The sequence below is a fragment of the Wenyingzhuangia marina genome, from assembly GCF_900130035.1.
GTDB classification, from domain to species: domain Bacteria; phylum Bacteroidota; class Bacteroidia; order Flavobacteriales; family Flavobacteriaceae; genus Wenyingzhuangia; species Wenyingzhuangia marina.
Genome location: NZ_FQXQ01000004.1, coordinates 242,918 through 268,913, shown reverse-complemented (window position 1 = coordinate 268,913; position 25,996 = coordinate 242,918). Strand labels below are relative to the sequence as shown.

Below are 25,996 nucleotides of genomic sequence, written 5' to 3'. Positions count from 1 at the left end.
TCAATTTAAATATTCATTTTCATTACTATATGTTGATTATATATCACTTAATCATAAATGGAATTAGTCCATATTACCGATTATATATAGATAAAGCAGATTGAGAGATTTCTGGAATTTCTAAATTACATGATTTTAGTTTAGACTCTTAACTTATATATGAAAAAAAAACTCCTTAAATCTATTTAAGGAGTTTTTTTTCATAGCAATCTGATATTCATTTTTATCTCTCTAAAGAAATTGTATATCCATAAGTGTATTTGTTATCATGCAACCTATATTGTCTGTGAGGATATGATCCCCAGCTATTATCACCACCTAAACCTCTTTGTTTTAAGTCTATATGTAAGAAAACTTTATTTTGTACTGTTAAATCTGTTGGGTGACGTTGTGCTTTATGTTCTCCCGGATCTAAATCTTCGGTAGAAATATTTAAAGCACTAAATCCTAAAGGCTGATCTCCTTCTATTCTAATTCCTTTTCCAGAATTATCTTTAAGAGTTAACCAACGAGTATCTGTTTTATAACCTGCTTCTTGTGGTCTAATATATGTCCATGTAAACTGATTTTCTACTTTATCTTCATAAAGACCAACGAAAGAAGATGTATTTCTATCATTATAGTTTTCCCAAGGACCACGACCGTAATAAGATAAATTACTATTATCTCCATTAAGAATCATTCGCATTCCAAAACGTGGTAATTCTGGTACTTCTTGATCTCCCATATCAATAGTGGCTTTTATATTGATAGCTCCATCATTTTTAATCAAATAATCAATAGTGTATTTTACTTTTAATTCTGATAAAATAAAGTTAGCTGTTACTGGTAAACCTTCAGCCGTCATTTTCCCTACTTTAACATCTACCACTTTTAAAGTTTTGTCAGCAAAACGCCATGCTTTTAATCTCTCTGGCATTCTATTTCCAAAATCATTATCTGTTGGAGCTCTCCAAAAATAAGGGCTTGGTAAATTTAAAATAGGAGATTCATCTGTATGTGTTAATTTATACGATGTTAATTTCCCTGTTTTTAAATCTAACTTTCCTTCTACTCTGTAATTATTAAAATATAAAACTTTATTTTTTACAGAATATTTAATTTTTTGTGAAGTATTACTTTCTGATTGTAATGCAAAATAATCAGCTACTTTTAAATCAAATTGTTCTCTAGCAACTTCGTGATCTGCAGCTAAAAGTTGATTTTCTTTTTTAGTATATCCATATATATTTAAGAAATATTCTCCATTTTTTTCTAAAGCTGGTATTCCTAAATCCATTTGAGTAGTTTCATTTGGTTTTAAAGAAATTTCAAAACGAGATTCAATTATTTTTTGTCCGTTTTTAGTAATATCAAATGTAAAGTAATACTGGTCTAAATTGGTAAAATCAAAACCATTGGTAATACTTAATATTTTACCATCTTTTAAAGTAAATGCAATATTTTGATGTACTTTTTTTACTTCTTCAAGTGCTGGGTGTGGTGTTCTATCTGCACTTACCAATCCATTTGCACAAAAATTTTCATCATTTTGTAAATCTTTTCCTCCTAAATCTCCTCCATAAGCCCAAAACACTTTTCCATTAGCATCTTTGGTTTTTAATCCTTGGTCTACCCAGTCCCAAATAAATCCACCTTGCATATGTTTACTTGAATTAATGATATCCCAATATTCTTGAAAGTTTCCATTACTATTTCCCATAGCATGAGAATACTCACACATAATAAAAGGTCTTGTTTGCTCTGAAGCAGCATACTCTTTCATGTAATTAATTCCAGGATACATAGGACAAACAATATCTGTATTTGTATTTTGTCCTGCTTGTTCAAATTGTACAAAACGAGTATCATCATTTGCTTTTAACCAATCATATGCTTCGTAAAAAACAGGTCCATTACCACATTCATTCCCCATAGACCAAAGAATAATTGAAGTGTTATTTTTATCTGCATGGAACATACGTTCTATTCTATCTAAGTGTGCAGGTGCCCATAAAGGTAAATAAGCAGGATGTTTTTCTTTATTAAAGTTACCTTGTAACTCTGCTCCCATAGCATGTGTTTCAATATTAGCTTCATCTACCACATACATCCCATATATATCACATAATTTATACAAATATGGATCGTGAGGATAGTGACTCATACGAATTGCATTGATGTTATTTTCTTTCATCAATTTAATATCTTGTAACATCGTTTCTCTATCAGGAGTATGTCCTTTTACATCATGATGTTCGTGTAAATTAGCTCCTTTAACCAAAATAGGTTCTCCATTTACCATTAATTGAGAATTTTTAATCTCAATTTTTCTAAATCCTAATTTTTCATTTATAACTCCAATAGCTTTGTTTTCATCATCTAACAAACTAATAGAATATGTATATAGGTTTGGAAACTCACCACTCCAAGCAGCAACATTTTCTACAATTTCATTAAAATTAACTTCTGTTGTTTTTTTCTTTACTTTTTCTTTTACATCAAAAACTAATTTTCCTTCAGGATTGTATAATTTTACTTGAACTGCACCTTTTTTAAAATCACGTTTATCAAAATCACGTAATTTTACACTTAAGTTAAAAGTTCCATTTTTATAATCTTCAGTAAGTCCTCCTTTTACAAAGTAATCCCAAATAGTAGTTTTAGGTAAAGCCTGTAAATAAACACTACGCTCTAAACCGCTTAAACGCCAAAAATCTTGATCTTCTAAGTAACTACCATCGTGCCAACGAAAAATTTGAACTGCTAATAAATTTTCTCCATCTTGTAAAAATGAAGTAATATTGAATTCAGCTGGTGTTTTAGAAGCCTTTGTCATTCCAACTTCTTTACCATTTAAATATACTACGGCATATCCTGATATAGAACCAAAATGTAAAATCACTTCTTTATCTTTCCATTCTTTATCTACTGTAAAAGTTCTTCTATAGCTACCTACTGGATTATAATTTTCATCAATAAATGGAGCGTTTTTAGGAAATGGATAAGCTACATTTGTATAAATAGGAATATCAAATCCTTGTAATTCCCAGTTTGATGGAACTGTAATATCAGACCAATTCTTATCGTTTAAATCTACTTTATAAAAATCTTTTTGTCTTAATGCTGGTTTTTTAACCACATTAAACTTCCATGTTCCATCTAAAGATTTATAATTTTTAGATGCTTCTGGATTATTCTTAGAGGCTACTTCTTCATTTTCATACAACATAAATATAGAATGTGCTGATTCTTTGTTTCTATCTAAAACAGCAGGATTCTCCCATTCATTCACGTTTGACTGAGCATAACTACTTTTACCTAAACCTAGTAAAACAAGTAATAATGCTAATTTTATTCTATTCATTTTTTTTATTTTGAGGATATTTATTTTAACTAAACTAATGATTTTAAAAATTCCGTAAAACAAGACCTGAAATACGTACTAATTCTTATTAAAAAAACTATTACACAAATAAAATGATATTTATAAGAATTTAAAGGGGGTAATATAATAATAAAGCATGGTTGTATTGATAATAAAATTAATCACCTTTTTTTTAATTTAATTTAACAACCTCAAATAAAACACTTTAGGTGTAAATTATTTTTCTTTAGCTATAAATTTAATTACTATTTTTTTTTTGTATTTACAGCTTCCAAAACCATGTAATCAACAATGTATAAGTTCTTTTTTTTCATTTTAATCACACTTCTCTTAAATAAGAGAGCTAATAATTTATCTAGGTCTATAGATAAAAAATAATTTATATCTACTTGTTTTAATTCTTTAAAAGGACATTCAAATAATCTTACAAAAAATAAGAGGAAAACTTCTTAATGGCTCTTTTTGAGCATATAAAGTCGTTGTGATAAATAATAAAAATATTTTGGAGTTGATATCTCAAAAAAGATTGTTTTTTTCATATTAATTTATTCCTATAAAACGATTATTTTACTAGATTGATTATTTACTTTTAAAATATAGATTCCTGCTGATAATGATACAGGAAGCCTTACAACATAACTATTAGTCCTTGAATTATACTCCTTGCTTAAAACCTCTAAAAATTTTCCATTTATATTATACAAATAGATAGTACTATCCTCTAATACATTTTTTACTTCAACCTCTCTTATACCCTCTCTAAGCGTATTGGGACTTACCTCTATTCTTGTGTTGTCATCTACAGTTTTCTTATTAAAAAAACTAGTCGCATATTTATAAGATTCTATACCTATTTCCTCTCCTATAATCCTACCTGGAATATCATCTAAAGGAGGATGAATCCCTCCCCATATTCTTGATAAACTACATTGATCTGAAGCATCTCTATAAGTAGCCCATTGTAGTTTTACATCTACTGATGGTCCTTCCTCAAAAACCAAAAACTCATTTTTCTTAGCAATAAACTCTCCATAACCTCCAGGAAAATATTCATCTCCCGTTAATGCTGTCATCACTTCTGCTGCGGCTCTTGAATAAGTTGAATGACCTGAAACATAACCTGCAAATGGTGGGGTTACAAAAGTTGGTCTTTGATATGGCCACCAATCTTTTGCTAAAATCCAACCAACACCTGCTTCATCCACCGCTGGGTCTTCTATAAATTTATGTCCCCTCCATGAAAACAACTTTATTTTTCCAACATTTATATTATTTTCTCCTGCCAAAGGGTCTCCTTCTTTTATAACTTCTATCAATCCTGTTTGTAATGGAATTCCGTCTTTATGATAATTAGGTTTTGATGGATCACTACTTTGTCCTTTTTCTGACATGTAGCGTATGGCTGATATAGGTCGAATATAGTCGTACCAACCTTTTATTCCCCATGCCGCTACCGCTACATCATGCATCGTTCCTCCTAATATAAAATACGACTTAACATCCCATTCTAAATTGTCTAAAACTTTTCCCTGACCATTTAGTTTTTTTACCAATAGTTTATGATCATTTACATAATTTAAGATTGTGAACCAATGACCTGGTGGTGTTTCTGAATCTGGTCCGTCTGCCCAAAATTCTGCCAAAACTCTTGTATAGTCTCCTCTAGGAACCCATTGTTCCTGATAAGATGTTTGCGTTACAGGGTTTAAAAACCTTCCTTTTCCAATATCACCACCTGCAACCTCTTTATAAAACTTAGCATAATCAGTAAAACTGGTTGGTAACTCTTCAAAATCAATATTACCTATAGATTTTGGGGAAACATCCCACATCACTCCATCGGTAGGGTCTAAATGAGATCCCCATTTAGATACTAAACTAAATGCCCACTTATATTCATCATCAGAAATAACCGGAGGAGCTCCGGGGTCATGATACACTGCATAATCATGTCCTGATCTACTGTAAACAGATTTGTCTTGTTCGGATAGTGAAAAAGGTAAAACATTTCCCCATTCTGGACCTAAGAAACCTGGAGTAACTCCTCCTATTACATTTCCACTCTGATCTATAAATGTATTAAAGCTTAAAGGTTGCCATCTATTAGGGTCTATATTTTCTAAACTTTTAGGGTTTGATAGATCTAGAGGTTGATTAACTGGCTGATAGAACTTATTAGCATATAACTCTTCTTCATTTGAACCATCTTGTAATCCGTAATTTATTACTTGTGTAGCAATATAATTCCCTAAAGCAATAGGATTTCCTGTACTATAATCAACATCTGTAATAGAACTATCATAACCTAACTCTGTCATTGTAGCATCTATAATAGATTGAGACAATATTGGGTTCGGAGCATGTTTAAATCTGTGAGATAATAATCTATACATAGCATAGCTTATCGTTTTCTCTCTAGCTTTTTTTATGTATTCTAAGGTACTAAAACCATCAAATTCACTACTAAAACCATGAATGGTATTTCCTAGTAAATAAGTCAATGCCGATTCATCATAAACTGCCCATGCATCATACATAGCAATACTTGTATGAAATAAATTTCTTGCATGTACCGTAGGTCTTGCATAATCTTTTCGTATTAATGATAATAAAGTCTCATTCCATATTCTTGCTACTGAATGAGGATTGGTCGTATCTACTACATCTTTGTATATACTAACTGTAAACTCTTTTGATTCACTCACACAATAATCATTCGATTCTACTACCTTTAAAACTCCTGTACCAGGACTGCCCCACTTTACTGTTAAAACACCTTCATCTGATATTTCTAAAATTTCACCTCCAATAATATCCCAATCCGCTCTAGATCCTTCTGGTAAATTATAAGAGTAAACTTCAATATTTTCTTGAATTACATTCTTTTTACCAGAAATATGCCCTCCTTCTAAATAGGTACATTTTCCATCACTAATCGTAGCATTTGGATTGTAATTACAAGAATTGGGGTCCGTACAACCATAAACTTTTACACTAGGTAAACTATTATAAGCCTCTATACCAACACCCTCTTTTACCAAAACAGTTTTATTTACTGATATATTCTTAAATGTTTCTATTGCACCGGATGGCCAAGTAATATTTAATTCTAAAATCTCATTATCTGATCCCAATCCAAAATGAACAGATTGTAAACTTTGTGATAAAAAACCTTTACCAGTATAATATCTATGTAATGTTCCACTAACTGTTTTTATAGACAACTTAGTTCCAATAGCATCTCTATTTGATACTGTACCCTCTAATTTTACTTTAAACCAATTAGGCTGTCCTAAACTTTGATTCGTAAAATCTAAGGTTTTGTTCTCATAAAAATAAGATGGCCCATCATTATTTGTGATAAAGGCATCCAAGTCACCATCATTATCATAGTCAAAAATAGATTGAGAAACACTTATTGTTATCTCTCCCAACTTACTCTTATCCGAACTATCTATAAAACCTGAATGCCCTCTATTTAATATGTTCTCGTAATATTTGTTGTTCCCAATTCCAGCATTAGGATAATCAAATCCATTTACAATATATAAGTCTTCATCACGGTCTAAATCAAAATCTGAAAAAGTAACACCCCAAGCCCAACCTGCATTATATACTTTATGTTCCCTAGAAAGGTCTTTATAGGTATTATCTGTTTGTTTTTCAAATAATGCATTATTACCTATTGTAGCAATATAAAATTCAAACTCCCCATCATTATTATAATCGCCAACAGCTGCTCCCATATCTCCTCTTGCAATGTCTAAATGATAGCTATCTGCTTCCTCTGTAAAGAATTCCCCATTATGATTAATGAATAAATCATTAGCTCCTCCTTGATTTAATGGAAAATCGTTTAAGACATATAAATCTAACCATCCGTCATCATTAAAATCAAAAGGAATACTTTGATACGAGTGTGCACTAGAAAGTCCCTGAAAAATATTACTCACATCTTCAAAAGTTCCATTCCCCTTATTTTTATATAGACGATTACCTTCACAATCACCATCCCAATCGGACACATAAACATCTATAAAACCATCATTATTATAATCAAACCAAGTAGCTCCTGTATTAATACAATCATTGTACTTTTTAATTCCTGCTTGTTCTGTAACCTCTTGAAATGTTCCATCTTGTTGATTATGAAACAACTGCATTTTATTAGTGTGAGTCATAAATATATCAGGAAAACCATCATTATCATAATCTCCCCAAAACACACCAAACTTATACCCTGTTAAGGCATCAGAAACCTCTCCTATTTCATCTAAAGGAAACAAGTTAACTAAACCTGAAGATTGTGTTACATCAGTAAAAGTCCCATCATTATTATTTTTAAACAATTTACTTGCCGTAACATTAGCATCACTTTTATCTTGTGCTTTTGCTACCACAAACAAATCTAAATCACCGTCTTGATCAAAATCAGCTACTGCTGTTCCATTATTTTTTGCAACATCTTGTAAGCCATTTAAATACTCTATATGTTCAAATGTTTGCGAATAAATCACACATGTTATTCCTAAAAAAAAACATAAAAAAAAGTATATTTTAACTTTAATCATAAATCTCTTTTATTTCTATAAAACGATTATTTTACTAGATTGATTATTTACTTTTAAAATATAGATTCCTGCTGATAATGATACAGGAAGCCTTACAACATAACTATTAGTCCTTGAATTATACTCCTTGCTTAAAACCTCTAAAAATTTTCCATTTATATTATACAGATAGATAGTACTATCCTCTAATACATTTTTTACTTCAACCTCTCTTATACCCTCTCTAAGCGTATTGGGACTTACCTCTATTCTTGTGTTATCATCTACAGTTTTCTTATTAAAAAAACTAGTCGCATATTTATAAGATTCTATACCTATTTCCTCTCCTATAATCCTACCTGGAATATCATCTAAAGGAGGATGAATCCCTCCCCATATTCTTGATAAACTACATTGATCTGAAGCATCTCTATAAGTAGCCCATTGTAGTTTTACATCTACTGATGGTCCTTCCTCAAAAACCAAAAACTCATTTTTCTTAGCAATAAACTCTCCATAACCTCCAGGAAAATATTCATCTCCCGTTAATGCTGTCATCACTTCTGCTGCGGCTCTTGAATAAGTTGAATGACCTGAAACATAACCTGCAAATGGTGGGGTTACAAAAGTTGGTCTTTGATATGGCCACCAATCTTTTGCTAAAATCCAACCAACACCTGCTTCATCCACCGCTGGGTCTTCTATAAATTTATGTCCCCTCCATGAAAACAACTTTATTTTTCCAACATTTATATTATTTTCTCCTGCCAAAGGGTCTCCTTCTTTTATAACTTCTATCAATCCTGTTTGTAATGGAATTCCGTCTTTATGATAATTAGGTTTTGATGGATCACTACTTTGTCCTTTTTCTGACATGTAGCGTATGGCTGATATAGGTCGAATATAGTCGTACCAACCTTTTATTCCCCATGCCGCTACCGCTACATCATGCATCGTTCCTCCTAATATAAAATACGACTTAACATCCCATTCTAAATTGTCTAAAACTTTTCCCTGACCATTTAGTTTTTTTACCAATAGTTTATGATCATTTACATAATTTAAGATTGTGAACCAATGACCTGGTGGTGTTTCTGAATCTGGTCCGTCTGCCCAAAATTCTGCCAAAACTCTTGTATAGTCTCCTCTAGGAACCCATTGTTCCTGATAAGATGTTTGCGTTACAGGGTTTAAAAACCTTCCTTTTCCAATATCACCACCTGCAACCTCTTTATAAAACTTAGCATAATCAGTAAAACTGGTTGGTAACTCTTCAAAATCAATATTACCTATAGATTTTGGGGAAACATCCCACATCACTCCATCGGTAGGGTCTAAATGAGATCCCCATTTAGATACTAAACTAAATGCCCACTTATATTCATCATCAGAAATAACCGGAGGAGCTCCGGGGTCATGATACACTGCATAATCATGTCCTGATCTACTGTAAACAGATTTGTCTTGTTCGGATAGTGAAAAAGGTAAAACATTTCCCCATTCTGGACCTAAGAAACCTGGAGTAACTCCTCCTATTACATTTCCACTCTGATCTATAAATGTATTAAAGCTTAAAGGTTGCCATCTATTAGGGTCTATATTTTCTAAACTTTTAGGGTTTGATAGATCTAGAGGTTGATTAACTGGCTGATAGAACTTATTAGCATATAACTCTTCTTCATTTGAACCATCTTGTAATCCGTAATTTATTACTTGTGTAGCAATATAATTCCCTAAAGCAATAGGATTTCCTGTACTATAATCAACATCTGTAATAGAACTATCATAACCTAACTCTGTCATTGTAGCATCTATAATAGATTGAGACAATATTGGGTTCGGAGCATGTTTAAATCTGTGAGATAATAATCTATACATAGCATAGCTTATCGTTTTCTCTCTAGCTTTTTTTATGTATTCTAAGGTACTAAAACCATCAAATTCACTACTAAAACCATGAATGGTATTTCCTAGTAAATAAGTCAATGCCGATTCATCATAAACTGCCCATGCATCATACATAGCAATACTTGTATGAAATAAATTTCTTGCATGTACCGTAGGTCTTGCATAATCTTTTCGTATTAATGATAATAAAGTCTCATTCCATATTCTTGCTACTGAATGAGGATTGGTCGTATCTACTACATCTTTGTATATACTAACTGTAAACTCTTTTGATTCACTCACACAATAATCATTCGATTCTACTACCTTTAAAACTCCTGTACCAGGACTGCCCCACTTTACTGTTAAAACACCTTCATCTGATATTTCTAAAATTTCACCTCCAATAATATCCCAATCCGCTCTAGATCCTTCTGGTAAATTATAAGAGTAAACTTCAATATTTTCTTGAATTACATTCTTTTTACCAGAAATATGCCCTCCTTCTAAATAGGTACATTTTCCATCACTAATCGTAGCATTTGGATTGTAATTACAAGAATTGGGGTCCGTACAACCATAAACTTTTACACTAGGTAAACTATTATAAGCCTCTATACCAACACCCTCTTTTACCAAAACAGTTTTATTTACTGATATATTCTTAAATGTTTCTATTGCACCGGATGGCCAAGTAATATTTAATTCTAAAATCTCATTATCTGATCCCAATCCAAAATGAACAGATTGTAAACTTTGTGATAAAAAACCTTTACCAGTATAATATCTATGTAATGTTCCACTAACTGTTTTTATAGACAACTTAGTTCCAATAGCATCTCTATTTGATACTGTACCCTCTAATTTTACTTTAAACCAATTAGGCTGTCCTAAACTTTGATTCGTAAAATCTAAGGTTTTGTTCTCATAAAAATAAGATGGCCCATCATTATTTGTGATAAAGGCATCCAAGTCACCATCATTATCATAGTCAAAAATAGATTGAGAAACACTTATTGTTATCTCTCCCAACTTACTCTTATCCGAACTATCTATAAAACCTGAATGCCCTCTATTTAATATGTTCTCGTAATATTTGTTTCTATATCTATCTTGAGAATAAAAACTATCTTCCCAACCACCAACTACATATAAATCTTCATCTCTATCTAAATCAAAATCTGAAAAAGTAACACCCCAAGCCCAACCTGCATCTGCAACGCCTAGTTCAATGGCCCTATCTCTATAAATATTATTACCTTGATTATGTAAAAGTCCGTTACTTACTATTGCCGTAACATAAAAATCAAAAAAACCATCATTGTTATAATCCCCAATGGCAATTCCCATATCATTTAGAGAACGATTTAAATTGTATTTCTCTGCTTGTTCTACAAAACCAGAACCTCCATTATTAATAAAAAGGTCATTCGTTTCTGTGCTATAATCATTAGCAACATATAAATCCATCCAACCATCGTTATTAAAATCAAATGGTATGCTTTGGTAAGAGTGTTTTTTAATAGGACTTTGAAATATATCACTAACATCGGTAAATGTATTATCACCATTATTCCTATATAATTTATTACCTGCAAGGTCATTACTCCAATCTGAAACATATATATCAAGATAACCATCATTGTTATAATCGAACCAAGTGGCATCCGTGTTTATACAGTTATTATATTTTTTAAGTCCAACTAAATCTGTAACATCTTTAAAAGTACCATTCTGTTCATTATGAAATAATTGTATTTTATTTATGTGTGTCATAAATAAATCTGGAAAACCATCATTGTCATAATCTCCCCAAAAAGCACCAAATTTATATCCTACTAGAGTTTCGCTAGGTTCTGCGTTTTCAGTGTTAGTAAATAGGTTTACCAATCCCGAGGTATTTGTTACATCAGTAAAAGTCCCATCATTATTATTACTAAACAACCTACTTTTGGTTTTACTAATACTTGGGTCTTCTTTTGCTTTTGCTACCACAAATAAATCTAAATCACCGTCTTGATCAAAATCAGCTACTGCTGTTCCATTATTTTTTGCAACATCTTGTAAACCGTTTAAATGCTCTATATGTTCAAATGTTTGTGCTGACAACATATTTGTTATTAAAAAACAAACAACGAGTAAATAATAAGAACAATTGTTTTTAAAATCCATCTTCTTCTATAATTAATAACTTTGAATAATCAATTATTAAAACTTTATTAACTCTATGGTTAGAATTTTCATTAAAAGTTAAAATATTTGCTATTGGCATCTCCTTAATTAAACATTCTACCAAGTATTGGCTGTTTTTTTCATATACTGATTCTAATTTTTCACCTGTACATTTCAAAGGATGCACAAGTTACACTTACATCGTAATATCTCAAAAAAAAACAAGAAATTATTTCATATTAAATAATAAAAGAGGTTAATCAATAAAATTTGATCAACCTCTTTTGTTTCTCTTACAACATCATACTTATATACTATTTTATAGAAACATCATATGTTATAGTTCTATCTAGTCCTTCTTTAGCAACTATTTTTTAATGATTTTAATTGTATTTTCAGGGTATAATGGAATACGAACAAAATAGATTCCTGGTAATTCATTTTCTAAATCTAGAACAATCTTCCCATTTTCTACCTCATAATTTGATTGACTTATTAATTTTCCATTAATACTATATACTTCAATTGCTATTAATTTATGATTACTTGGCAGGTATAAATCTACCTTTCCTGATGTTGGATTAGGAGATACATTAATTTCGTTTTTCTCCACTTTAGCAGTAAAAAGATTATCTAAGTCTACCAATTTTTTAATTTCATCAACTGTTAATGCATAATTGTAAACTCTAAAATCATCAATATTCCCATCAAATAACGAACCTGAATATTGGCTACGCCCTATATAATTTAAAGCAGGTTTAAAATCTAGTGGGCTGTTTACGATAGAGTTTGATTCATCTACTAAAACACCGTCTACATATAAACTTGCTAAAGATGAGTTTAAAGTAACAGCCACATGGTGCCATGCTCCTGCCGACAAGCTTGTAGTAGACAAACTTTCTTCTACTCCATTAGTTTTAATTCCAAAATACAGTTCACCAGACGCAGAATTAGGTGTTAAAAACATTCTATCAGACTCTCCACTTCCAAAATCAAAAATATGTTGCAATGAACTTCCTCCGTCAAAATAAACCCACGTAGCAACTGTTATTTCTTGATGATTTGCAATGGTTGTTGGTAATTGTACAAAGTTATTTCTACCATTTAATTTTATACTACTACCTATCTTACCTTCAGTTGTAGATAAAACTCCGTAATAAGAACTATTATTCTGGTTTATAGAACTATCTACCGTGTTTCCATCAAATTTGTAATGAGCTACTATTGTATTATCTCCAATAGCCGAAACTGAAACTTCATTTGAATACATGGACGTATTTAATGATTTATCTACTGCTTTAATTACATAAAAATATTCTACACCTGGAATAACCGTATTATCTACATAAGAATTTACACTTACATTTCTGGCAATTGTATTATAATCAGCTCCTTTACTTGTCGAACGATAAATGTTATAAGAAACAACGTCTGATTCTATATTTTTAGACCAATTCAACTGAATAGATGCCGAATTTTCAGTCGTAGTTAAATTACTAGGAGCTTCTGGAGCATCAAACTCAACAGGAGCATCAACAGGTAAAAATCTCCATTGTTGATTTTCACCTCCATTTTTTTCCCATTGATAAACATTTGATGTACTTGAATTAGTTACATTCAAACACATTGCACTATGGCGACTACGAATATAAAACCAACCGTCTTCAGCATAATCTAAATACCATTGTTGATTTCCACTTTTTAAATCATCCCACACTATAATATTCCCTCCATTATTTAAAGAAAAGTTTAATACATCAGGAGATTTACCGCTATGTTGAGCTGTAATAGTCACATAACTAAAATCACCTCCTATTTTTGCGTATACTGGTTTTACATTCCATTGTTGGTGAGTTGCTCCTATATTAGTTCCTTGAACTAAATTTGCACCTGCATTTAAAGAACCTCCATCAACTTGCAATACTTTACCTGTACTTCTATTTACTATAATATAACGTCCATCAACTACTGGCTGAATATCATCTCCCCAAGTAATATTCACTACAGTTTCTGCATTGCTTTGCCCTTGTTGATACCCCGTTCCTCCTGGCATTACAACTGTATATTCTCTTTGAGGACCATGTCCATCATAAAACACATCTCTTTCTGTAGATACAAATCTATAAGTAGTTGTTACCGCTTGTCTTTCTGAAGAACCTACGAAAGCCTGAGTTTTCCCTGAAGGTGCGCGGTATACCGAAGCAGCAGTCCAATTAGGTCTATGTTCATTATATCCTAACCTTACTCCATCACTCGCTTTAACAAATTCACCTCTTGCTAACTCTGCAGTTCCCCACCAAATTCCTGTTTGCATACCGTATTCTACTCCAACCATAGCTTCCATAACATTATGCAATTCATCATTGGTTGCATGATCTCCATTTTCTCTTACTTCTTGATAAAAATTAGCATAACTATCAAAACCACCAGCAAGTTGATGTGTATTTCCTTCGTCTAATCTATCTTTTAAAAAGTTATACCACTCAGAGGCCTTATCATTATTAAGAGTATTACCTCCAGAAATACGAATACCATCAAAAAATGAATTGTTTTTTAATTCTCCACATATGTTATAAAAATCTTGAATTGTACCTTGTCCTGTTGCACTATAGTCGGGTTCATTAAAAGGGGATACAGTAGTGATATTAAAACCTGCATCTTGGTGTAACTTAGCTGTAACTTCTATTAATTTTGCCCAGTTTTGTGCATTTCCTTTATAATAAGAATTTACACTTGGGTGATCTGAATTAAGTACTATGTTAGATCCTGGATCTAAATACTTTTTAAGAATACTAATTCTTAAATTTGTATTAGACAATGCATCACCTTGCAATTGATTATCGTTTAATAAAGGTTGAGTAGGTATAAATGAAGATCTTATTACATCTACATTCTCTTTTCCCATAAAAGCGACTCCTCGTCTAATGTTACTTTCACTCAACCATGCTAAATCTAATCCCCATATAATTGGCTTAGCAACACCTTCATCAGAAACTTTATAGTAAACAGTTCTATCAGGAATAGGTTGAGCTACTATAGTATTGTTAGAATTTATTTCTTGTGAATAGATTTTACCAATCATTAACAAGTTTAAGATTATAAGTATGTGATTTTTCATTGATTTTGGATTTCTATTTCGCTTCTTGTGGTAATTTTAAATTAACAAAACCTATAAAGCAATATTTCTTATTTGGTTTTACATAGAATACGTAACTATTCTAATGTGATTACTACTCCAGAAGGACGTACTTTTTTAATTCCACCTTCTAAATTAAAATTTAAACTATCAATTGCTAGCTCTCTCAACAAGTCATCATGCCCCAGATTCGTATGATCTTTTATTCTATGATAAAGAATATACATTTGTCCTCCTTCACTAAATACTGTGTGGTGTCCTGGTCCAAAAGTTGTTTCGTCATTAGTAGTAGTTAACACAGGGCTTTGTTTTCCTTCTACCCATGGTCCGTATGGAGTATCTCCAACAGCATACCTAACTTTGTATGTTTCGTTAGTACACTTTCCATCAGAATACATTAAATAATACTTATTATTCTTTTTAACCATTACAGGAGCTTCAAAATAATTTGGAGGAGTAACATCTTTTATTGTTTTTTCATCAAAACTAATCATATCTTCAGCCAACTTTACAACAAAACAATGTCCATTTACCCAATTTAAACCAGACCCCCAGTATAAATATGCCTGTCCATCATCATCTATAAAAGCCTCTGCATCAATCATGTGGTATTCTGGAAACATATCCCCTTTAATCAATGGAGTATTGTCTGACTTTGCATTTTTCCATGGACCAAGAGGATGTTCGCTAACACCAGCCCAAACTTCACTCCCCACAGAAACATACATATAAAATTTTCCGTTTTTTGCTTGAATTACAGAAGGTGCCCAAACCATGCTTCCGTTCGAAGTAGAACTTGTACACATTTCTTTTGTTGGCCAATTAATTGTTTTTTGTTCCCAATTCTTAAAATCTGAGGATTCCATAACAGCCAAATCTTCTCCACCCCATGGATCTTTTGTTGCATAAACGTAAAACTTTCCTTGATGTTTAACAATAGAGGGGTCTGCAAAAGATCCTTCTACAATAGGGTTTGTTATACTAATTTTGTTTACTTTCTTGTTGCAACTTGTTATCGAAAAAACGGAGATAACAAGTAGTAGTAATTGATAATATTTAATCATTTTTTTGAATGTTTTTTATGTTTGATAAAGTTATCTCATGACCATTAAAACTACATGTACAAATCAATCAAAAACATAGAACGATGACTTTAATCAATTGAATTTATTCCTTCTATTGTAGGTATTACGGGTTTAATACTACCATCTTCATTAAATTCCATTTTATCTATACAAACTTCTCTGTTATATCCAGCAGCACCTCCCATATTAATTCCATTAGGACGATTAAAACGATGGTAAACAATATGCCAAATATCTGTTCCTGGAGTTTGAATAACACTGTTGTGTCCCGTACCATAAATTCCATCTTCGGGTCTTTTTTCTAAAATTAAATTGTTCTCAGGAATGTTTAACGGACCTATTGGACTATCAGAAGTGGCATATCTTACTCGATAATTTGGACTTCTTGTATCATCTTCTGACCATAGAAAATAATATTTCCCCTTTCTATAAAAAACCTCAGTTCCTTCTCTAAAAGTCCTGTCAGGTCTTAATAACACTAAAGAATTTGGTTTTATAGAAACCATATCATCATTTAACTCAACACATGCCATGTGACCATTTCCCCAATACAAATAACTCTTACCTGATACTGGATCTGTAAATATATCAGGATCTATTTCTTGTCCTCCTCTTGTTCCTTCTGGTCTTTTTGAAATTAATGCTTTTCCTGAATCTACAAATGGTCCTGTTGGATTGTCTGAAACTGCAACTCCAATTTTTTGAGCTGCGGTAAAATAATAGAAATACTTATACTCGCCATTTATTTTCTTTTCAGTTGCAGCTGGTGCCCAAGCATTTCTATCTGCCCAACTTACATCTTTTTTCAAATCTAAGATAACTCCCTCATCTGTCCAATGTACTAAATCAGGTGATGAAAATGTTTTAAAATAAGTTCCTGACCAACCTGTAAAACCATCACTAGTTGGATAAATATAATATTTATTGGTTTTATGAGCATAAATAATCTCAGGATCTGCATAAAAGCCATTTAAGACAGGATTATTATCTACTTTAACGGTAACTTTATAAGTTTTTTGTTCTCCAGCTGTAGCAATAGTATATGATACTGGTCCTTTTGAAAAATCTTTAGTTCCTTGAGTTAATACGTTTGCCCAAGAAACTGTTTTTATTTCTGGATCAAAGTTTTTAATATCTGTCCCTATCTTTACAGGAATATAGATAGCACTTTCTTTATCGTTAATAATAATGTTGTTAGGCTTTACATCTTTAGATTCAATACCTAAAATGGCTCCTTTTTCTAAAGTTCCCCATTTCTTTATTAAAGCTTGAGTCTCTTTTTCAGTAATTCTTATAACGGTTCCATGCCTTGGATGAAAATTCATAGAGACAGCTTCATCTATAACTGCAAAATTCTCTAAATCTTTTGATTTCGTAAACTGATATGTTCCTGAAGTATACATGTCATACATTAAAATATACTCCTCAGAATCTATTAACTTAAAAATACCTGACCCCTCTACAGCAGCATCTGTTTGATCATAAAAACCATCTTGTTGTACATATCCTTCTGTTAAATTATCTGAAACGGCTTTTCTAATACCACCTCCATGACTTTCATTCTTAAAAAACAAATGATATTTTCCATTATTATAAATAATATCACCATCTATACATGCACTATTTGTAGGGCTATAAAAAAGTTGCTTTGGAGTACTTTCTAATTCAGTAAAATCCTTGTTTGCATAAGCATAGTAAATAATATCTGGTCCCTTACTTCCTAACATAGACCAATAGATCATGTATTTTTTAGCATCTTTATCATAAATTGTTTGTGGTGCCCAAACACGAACAACATCACCAAATTCCTTAGGATATGTCTTTGGAATATTAATCACCGTAGAGGTCCAATTTATCAAATCGGTAGACTTCATTAAAACCATTGCTCGGTTAGAACTCCATCCATTCGCTGAAACCATATCAGTCACAACCATATAAAAAGTTTTTCCATCAGCACCTCTTAAAATATGAGGATCTCTAACGCCTCCTGTTGAACTAATGTTCTTAGAATCTATAATAGGTTGATTATTATTTAAGGCTTGGTAATTATATCCATCTTTACTTAAAGCATATCTAATAGCTTCTTCATCTCCGGTGTTACCAGTAAAATAAGTAAACAAGTAATGGGTGTACTTGTTTTCTTTATCTGTATTAGATATCGTTTTACAAGAAAACAAAGTTATTGCCAAAAGACAAATAACTAAAAACTGATGACTTAATCTTTTCTGTTCTTTCATGTTAAAAATATTGAGGTGGTTGATTTTCTGTTGATTGTTTTAGAGATAATACATTAAAAGTATAAATACAAAATACCCTATTATATTATTATGAATTTATAATTCACAACACATTATGTTAAAGTTTCCTTTTTAATTCTCATATTTTATAAATTATATTTTTACTATTAAAAAAAGAGAAGAAAATGCAAACACATCATCTTCTCTTTTATTTGTAATATATTAAGAATATACTCTATTACAAACCATATTTCATTTACGGAGTAATCTGTTTATAGTCTGTGAAAAAAGTATCTATTGATTTTAAACCTTGACTCGCAGGTATGAAAAACGTACGGTATTTATATGGAGAACTAGCTTTATAATTATTTATACCTATAGAAGTAGAATCAACACTTATGAATGCAGTCTTTAGTTCTTCTAAAATATTTGTGTATTGAATATAAGAACCTACTATTCCTGAACTTTTATCAACCGTAGAAAAAGAAATATTGATACTATCTCCTACGATAGTATTTGATTTAAAAGGTCTATTTGAGATAGATGATTGATAACGATCACCGTACACTGTCTGAGTCAATTGCGTAGGTATTGATTTATTTCCCAAAGCATCTAAAGTATTAACAGTGAAATTGTAAATATTCTCTTCCATGTTATTAATATAGTATGATATAGTATCTCTGTCTTCTGTTCTATCCACAGGAATTGATACAGAATCTCTAAGAGAATTCCAATAAACTCTTACTTCGGTTACTTTAGGATCTGCTAAAATAATCCCTTCAACCTTAACTCTATTTCTACCCGGATGAATACTTAAATTAACTATTCTACCAGTGTAAGAAATTTCACCGCCTTCTGTATACTTTAGATATTCATCACTTTTGGAACATGATGTTACACCTAAAAATAACAAGGCTATAGCTATAACCTTATAAATTTTATTTTTTGCTGTTTTCATTTTTTTGTTTTTTCTAATGAACATTAATTTTCTTCTGGCTCTTCTACAAAATCAGGATTTCCATAAACCTCAACCTCATTAATAGCCATATACTTAGCTCCAATCCAGTTTTCTAAGCCCTCTATTCTTAGATAACGTACCTTCTCCTTATCAATCGGAATCATATAATCAGCACCATCTCTTCCTGCAATAAAATCTTCATTATCTTCAGAATTATATGGTAAACCTGAAGGCTTTATAACATCATACTCTCCTAACAATGTCCAATTAGATAAATCACCATTTGTAGCAGGATCTCCACCTATGGTTTTTGTACCCCAAAGTCTAAATTTTTTCACAGCTCCTAAGTAGAAGTATAAACGTGTTCCACCAGGTCCTACTGGCTCTCCAAAGTTTCTCAAATGTATACGGCTAAGTTTAACTTCTTCACCAATATCAAAAGTTACCAGATGATCACCACTATAACTTCTTGCAGAAAAATAAGATGCCCAATAATTAGGAGCCTCTCCATCAAATAAGTTTCTATCATTAACGTGTCCTGCATGATAAGGTGCATCATTTGACAATTTAACAATATTCATATTAGCTTTAGGCATCTCTGTTTCATATAAAGGTTTTACTATTTGAGATAATGTATCTGAATAATTAAACCATCTATCTCTTACAACAAATTGAAACTCCTTAGGAATTGTATCAAGCCCCCTTACACTTTTCATAATAGTATCTAATGTAGTATCGTAGAGACTTGTAGGAGTAGGCTCCCAGTCCCCCTCATCATTCTTTTGCATTATTAAAAGTGAAACCTTGTCTTTAGATGGATTTAATGCAGATATAGACATCCCTCCAAAATCATTATCAACTTTTAAAGAAGAACGCACATCATAAATAGGTGCTTTTTTAGGCGTTACAGTAATTATAACTGGTTCTGAAGCAACTTCACTCCTATTAACTGCTGTAATTTCTACTTCTATATCTTCTTTTCCCTCAACTTCTCCTTTAAAACCTTCTAACAACATAAAATTTAAATAGTAAGAAGATTTCACCTCCATGTCAGTACCATTCTCTAATTGATATTTGGCAACTACGTATAGTAAATCTTGATCATCAGGTAATGTATATCTAATTGCTGCTTTTCCTGAAAGATTTTGGACGGTAACATTTGTTACTTTTCCAGGTCCATTTGTATTACTCTCTAACGGAGTATTACCTATATCTTCTGCACAACTTATTAAAGTCATAAAAGAAGACAATATGATAAAACTTAAGGATTTTATAATATTTCGTTTCATAATTTTATATGTTTTTGTAATTACCAACCTGGATTTTGAACCAAGCTAGGGTTTTGAGTTAAAGTAAATTCACCTATTGGCCAAAAGTAATCTCTTGGCGAAACAAAACGCTGTTGACGAATAGTAATAACTTGATAATAACTATCATCGTCATCACCATTTACATTCCATCCAGTAATAGGATTATTATATTCTTCAATAGCCGTTTTCCAACGCAAGTTATCCCAAAAATTATTACCTTCATATGCCATCTCAATACTACGTTCCTTTTGAATAATTTTTCTCATTCCGTCTTTGGTTGTGTATTTAGCAGGATTGGTAGAAAAATTATCCCATGATGTTTTTACACCTTCTAAACCTGCTCTATTTCGTACTGCATCAATATATTGAAATATTTCAGGATTCTCATCAGGAGTAGAGGCTACTTCATTTAATGCTTCCGCATACATTAAATATAAGTCTGCTAATCTCATTTCTGGCCAAGAGTAACTTCTAAAAGAAACACCACCATTATCATTAATTGAAACCTTAGAGTTAACAAATTTTTTGATATAATACCCAGTTACATTTTTGAAAAAAACATCAGAACTACCAGCATAATCTTTAGATTTTGCTCTTATATAATATCTAGTTGGGTTACTAGACGCTTGATCTGTGTACCAAACAGCTCCATCGAAACCTAAATAGGAATAAAAACGAGGTTCTCTATCAAAATTCAATATAGAGGTTCTATAACCTTGTCTGATATTAAATCTATCATCAACACTTGCTTGTCTCAATTCTGTAATATCATCGTAGTTTAGTGTATTATCTTCCTCAATTGGCACTCCATTTTTTGTGTAGAAATTAGAAGCTGATGCAATTGTAGGTGATAGTACTTTTCTAGCTTGATCATGATTAGTATCAAAACTAAAAGGAGTTATTGAAAACAACTGTAATTCAGTCGTTTGACTATTAGTATTTCCCCAAATAATTTCAGAATTAAATCGTTCAGTTATCGCTTGTCTGATATCTAGTTTGGTCTTTACAATTGGGTCTAATTGAACAACTGGATCCTCACTAACGTATAACTGATTTCCATTAGCTTCAGCTAAGTCAATAGCTTCTTTAGTCGCTATAGCTGCTCTTTCCCACTTCTCTTCATCATAAACTGTATTAAATAACGCAGTACCGTCTTTAGTATTAAAGCCAATCATATCTTGATTACCGTTAAACAATGGACTAGCAACCATTAACAATAATTTTGCTTTAATTCCAGCAGCAATAGGTCTTGTAATACGACCTAATTCATTTTCAGTATCACCAATAATTGGAGGAAGATTAGTAATAGACTCATCTAATAACTCTACCAAATAATCAACTGTAGAATCTATAGGTTCTCTTTCCAATTCTAATTCTTCATCTTTCGCAGCTACAGGTATAACTTCACGTAGAACAGGAATAGGCCCATACATTCTCATTAAAAAATAATGGTAATAAGCTTTTAAAAATTTAACTTCTGCAATCCATCTTAGACGCTCAGCTTCACGCATATCTGGAGCATTGTCTTCATTTTGCATCTCTCTTATAAAGACATTACAATGTCTAATCCCTTCAAATAAGTTTCCAGAACCTACGTTAAAATTTTCCCAAACATTTACCAATGGACTACCCGAATTTTGTAAACCTAACGCAATAAAGTGAGACTGGCTCGAATACCTTGCTGCATCTGATTGAATCCAAATTTCATTCCCCGCTAACATACCAACATTTCTAGAAAAACTAGCATTATCAGGAAGAAATGAATAACATGTAAACAAGTATCTCTCTGCTTCGTTTCTTAACTTAAACGCCTCTTCTATAGTTGCTATATTATCAGGTACAACATCTAAGAAAGTATCTTCACATGATTGTAATACTGTAAAAGCCGATATCATAAAGATAGTTCCTATTGCTTTTTTAAGCTTGTAGAGACATTTATGTGTATGTATTATATTTTTTATTGTCTTCATAATGTTTTTTTTAAAAATCAACTCTTAAACCTAAATTATATACTGTTTGAATCGGATAACCTAAACCATTTCCTCCCATTTCTGGGTCCCATAATTTAAATTTACTCCAAACAGCAATGTTATTTCCACTAAAATATAATCTAGCACTAGTAACCGCTACTTTAGAAAGTAATTTTTCTGGGATGTTATATCCAGCTTCTATTGTTTTTAATCTTATAAAAGATCCATCACGCATCCACCAAGTTGATTGTTGAAGGTTATTTTCTTCCCTACCCCAAGTCATATTTTCATTTAAACGTGGCCATAACGCGTAAGAGTCTCTATTTGCCTCAGACCAGTGGTCATCTGCTATTACTTTTAACAAACCATTTTGATATGTTCCAGATGCAACAAATGGAGCGATATCATTAGGATTAATAAAAAATGAAGACCTTGCGGAACCTTGAAAAAATATGTTAAAATCAAAGTTTTTATATCCTACTGTACCTCCAAATCCATAAATAATCTCTGGAAGAGTAGGATACCCAATCGGAACTTTATCATTTTCCGTAATTTGTCCATCTCCGTTTACATCTCTATACTTTATATCACCTCCTCTAACAATACCATTAAATGATTGCGTTGGTGAATTAGCTACCTCAAAATCATCAATGAATAAACGCTCTGCAATATATCCATATTCTTGTCTGAAACTATATCCTACTTTTGATCTATATGAAAGCTCATCAGGATAATTAAGTTCATCTGTTTGAACTCTTTCACTTGTTGCATATGTGAAGTTTCCTCTAAGTTGTGTATACCAGTCTGAGTTAAATTGTTTGTTATAATTCAACGCAAATTCCATTCCTTCTGTCTTACCAATACCATAATTAGTCCTTGGTTGTATTGGTCTACCCTGATCATCACGTCCAAGCCCAACTATAGTACCTATATTTTCTCTTTTTTCTAAAATATTACTTGTCGTTCTAGTAAAGAAATCTGCATTAAAAGTAAGAGATTTGTCTATTTCTAAATCGAACCCTACATTTAATACCTCAGAAGTCTCCCAAGCAATTTCAGGATTTGCATAACGTAGTGTTCGAACACCATTTCTATAATATGTCGCTTCCTCTCCAAAAGAAGCACCATAACGAGGACTATTTAAATCTACTAAAGACAAATAAAAGAAACGATCATTTCTTTCCCCAATAGCATCATTTCCAGACCTACCATAAGTACCACGTATCTTAAAAGAAGTTATAATATCTTTCAAAGGTTCCCAATATGATTCATTTGACATTTGATATCCCAATCCTATAGATGGAAAGAAACCATATCTGTTTCCAGAAGCAAATTTTTCAGACCCATTATATCCAAAATTAAATTCTGCTAAATACCTAGCATCATAGCCATAAGTAAACCTACCTGAAAGTACGTGATTTCTATTTGGTAAAGATGTTTGTAACTCAGATGTGTTTCCTGTTTCATAATTAGAAATTAAATTAATCAACATTCCAGATACTTCATGTTTTTCATTAAAGGTTCTATTATAATGAAAAGAAGTTTGTAAATGTATACGTGAATCAAACTCCTTAACCTCAAACTCACCTAACATGTTAAGATAACTTCGTCCAGGAATTCCGATACTTCCTTCACTACCATCATTTAATACATTTATACTAAGCTCTCCCGTCTCTGGATCTATCCTAGAAGCATAATAAAAAGGATTGTACGATGCTGCTGACTCGAATTTCCCAAATCTTCTTATATAACCCATAGTACGAAAACTCAATCCTTTTGTAATAAATTCTAGATCCTGCTCTATCTCTACTTGAGTTTGTATGGTAGATGCTCTACTTGAAGCATATCCTTTTACCATTTCAGCATAAGGATTTGTCATAATATCATTAGTTGCACCACGTACTTTCTCACCACCAAATAGAGGATGGTCTATATATGGTAGAAAACTAGCTGGATATTTTTTAGGGAACGCTACAGGATTAGACCACAAGGCTAAATTAAAAATGTGCTTTCCTCCACTAACTCTATTATTATTTCTATCACGACCTCCAATGGGACCATTATAATCATCAAACTGACCATATAAATTCACAGAAGCCTTTGTTGTAGGAGTTAAGTTGATATCTAAATTAGATCTTAAAGAATAATTTTTTAACTTAATATTAGAATTAAAATTATTTAATCCTTCAACATTTAAAACTCCATTATCTATATTATAAGTACCTGAAATATAATATTTAGCTTTTTCACCACCTCCGCTTGCACTTAAATTGTATCCTTGATTCACAGTGTAATCTTTAACCAATTCGTCAATCCAATTATTATTTGGATAATAAAGTGGATCATCTCCAATTGAAGTTCTAAAAATTTTATTTTGCGTATAGGGAGGCGCTCCACCATTTACATTTTCACCTGGCAATATTCTTGTTAAAAAAGCCTCATTAGCCAAATTCATGTACGTAATATTATCCGCAAAATTAAAGTTTTTAGAGTTCGAAGAAATCCTACTTTCAGTTCTTAAATGAAACCTTGTCTTACCTGCCTTACCTCCTTTGGTGTTAATTAACACAACTCCATTAGCTCCACGAGCTCCATATACTGCAGAGGCAGCTGCATCCTTTAATACTGAAAAATCTTCAATATCATCTGGTTGCAAACGTGCCATATCAGTGGTTGTAGACTCAATACCATCAATTAATATTAATGGATTTTGTGGCCCTGACCCGAAACTACCCAATCCTCTAACAAAAAAGTTTGAATTGTCTTGACCAGGCTCTCCACTGTCTTGGTAAGCAATAACCCCACCTACTCTACCTGCAATCATATTAGTAAGGTTACTTGTAGGCCCTTTAAGCTCTTTAGGATTAATCGTAGTAATCGAACTTACCATACTTTCTTTTTTCTGAGTACCAAAACCTACAAGAACTAATTCATCTAAAGCTTCAGAACTAGGGTTCAATATAATTGTAAATACTGATTTTGTTCCTATTGACACTTTCTCCGTTTCAAAACCTAAATAAGACACCACTAAAGTCTTATCTCCATCTTGAATATTTAATTTAAATTCTCCATCAAAATCCGTCATTACAATATTATCCGTTCCTTCTACAGATACATTTGCTCCAGGCAAAGCCATTCCTTGAGAATCTTTAACAACACCCGAAATAGTTCTCTTTTGAATTTCTTCTGAAACATCAGTAACATTTACCTCAGTTGCATGAACCTGATATGTAGCAATAAATACCAATAACATTATTGCTCTTATTTTAAAATCAAACCCATGTGAAGAAAAATAGTTTTTTCTTGTTTTTATCAATTTCATAA

10 protein-coding genes are annotated in these 25,996 nt (G+C 31.8%); all 10 read right to left on the bottom strand.

What is annotated here, in order from left to right:
* Positions 1 to 223: 223 nt before the first annotated feature.
* Positions 224 to 3,346 (bottom strand): beta-galactosidase, LacZ type, encoded by a 3,123-nt coding sequence (locus BUB70_RS10575; protein WP_073121344.1) that lies wholly within the window; start codon positions 3,344 to 3,346, stop codon positions 224 to 226.
* A 572-nt stretch (positions 3,347 to 3,918) separates the two neighbouring features.
* Entirely contained in the window at positions 3,919 to 7,884 is a 3,966-nt protein-coding gene (locus BUB70_RS10570) for an FG-GAP-like repeat-containing protein (protein ID WP_234950299.1), read from the bottom strand.
* Between the two features lie 69 nt (positions 7,885 to 7,953).
* Complete coding sequence (locus tag BUB70_RS10565; protein WP_229742989.1) at positions 7,954 to 11,916, bottom strand: FG-GAP-like repeat-containing protein; 3,963 nt, start codon at positions 11,914 to 11,916, stop codon at positions 7,954 to 7,956.
* Positions 11,917 to 12,343: 427 nt separating this feature from the next.
* Positions 12,344 to 15,094 (bottom strand): LamG-like jellyroll fold domain-containing protein, encoded by a 2,751-nt coding sequence (locus BUB70_RS10555; RefSeq protein WP_073121337.1) that lies wholly within the window; start codon positions 15,092 to 15,094, stop codon positions 12,344 to 12,346.
* 95 nt (positions 15,095 to 15,189) lie between these two features.
* Entirely contained in the window at positions 15,190 to 16,176 is a 987-nt protein-coding gene (locus tag BUB70_RS10550; protein ID WP_073121335.1) for a family 43 glycosylhydrolase, read from the bottom strand.
* Positions 16,177 to 16,265: 89 nt separating this feature from the next.
* Entirely contained in the window at positions 16,266 to 18,434 is a 2,169-nt protein-coding gene (locus BUB70_RS10545) for a glycoside hydrolase family 43 protein (RefSeq protein WP_073121333.1), read from the bottom strand.
* A gap of 256 nt (positions 18,435 to 18,690) precedes the next feature.
* Entirely contained in the window at positions 18,691 to 19,347 is a 657-nt protein-coding gene (locus tag BUB70_RS10540) for a DUF4998 domain-containing protein (RefSeq protein ID WP_159431428.1), read from the bottom strand.
* A 68-nt stretch (positions 19,348 to 19,415) separates the two neighbouring features.
* Positions 19,416 to 20,681, bottom strand: a complete 1,266-nt coding sequence (locus BUB70_RS10535) for a DUF4959 domain-containing protein (protein WP_073121680.1) — start codon at positions 20,679 to 20,681, stop codon at positions 19,416 to 19,418.
* A gap of 20 nt (positions 20,682 to 20,701) precedes the next feature.
* Entirely contained in the window at positions 20,702 to 22,672 is a 1,971-nt protein-coding gene (locus BUB70_RS10530; RefSeq protein WP_229742990.1) for a RagB/SusD family nutrient uptake outer membrane protein, read from the bottom strand.
* A 10-nt stretch (positions 22,673 to 22,682) separates the two neighbouring features.
* Entirely contained in the window at positions 22,683 to 25,994 is a 3,312-nt protein-coding gene (locus tag BUB70_RS10525; RefSeq protein WP_073121327.1) for a SusC/RagA family TonB-linked outer membrane protein, read from the bottom strand.
* Positions 25,995 to 25,996 lie beyond the last annotated feature (2 nt).

Coding starts and splice junctions, on each gene's coding strand:
- BUB70_RS10575 (WP_073121344.1), bottom strand. CDS start 3,346: ATGAATAGAATAAAATTAGCATTATTACTTGTTTTACTAGGTTTAGGT.
- BUB70_RS10565 (WP_229742989.1), bottom strand. CDS start 11,916: ATGTTGTCAGCACAAACATTTGAACATATAGAGCATTTAAACGGTTTA.
- BUB70_RS10555 (WP_073121337.1), bottom strand. CDS start 15,094: ATGAAAAATCACATACTTATAATCTTAAACTTGTTAATGATTGGTAAA.
- BUB70_RS10550 (WP_073121335.1), bottom strand. CDS start 16,176: ATGATTAAATATTATCAATTACTACTACTTGTTATCTCCGTTTTTTCG.
- BUB70_RS10545 (WP_073121333.1), bottom strand. CDS start 18,434: ATGAAAGAACAGAAAAGATTAAGTCATCAGTTTTTAGTTATTTGTCTT.
- BUB70_RS10535 (WP_073121680.1), bottom strand. CDS start 20,681: ATGAAACGAAATATTATAAAATCCTTAAGTTTTATCATATTGTCTTCT.
- BUB70_RS10530 (WP_229742990.1), bottom strand. CDS start 22,672: ATGAAGACAATAAAAAATATAATACATACACATAAATGTCTCTACAAG.
- BUB70_RS10525 (WP_073121327.1), bottom strand. CDS start 25,994: ATGAAATTGATAAAAACAAGAAAAAACTATTTTTCTTCACATGGGTTT.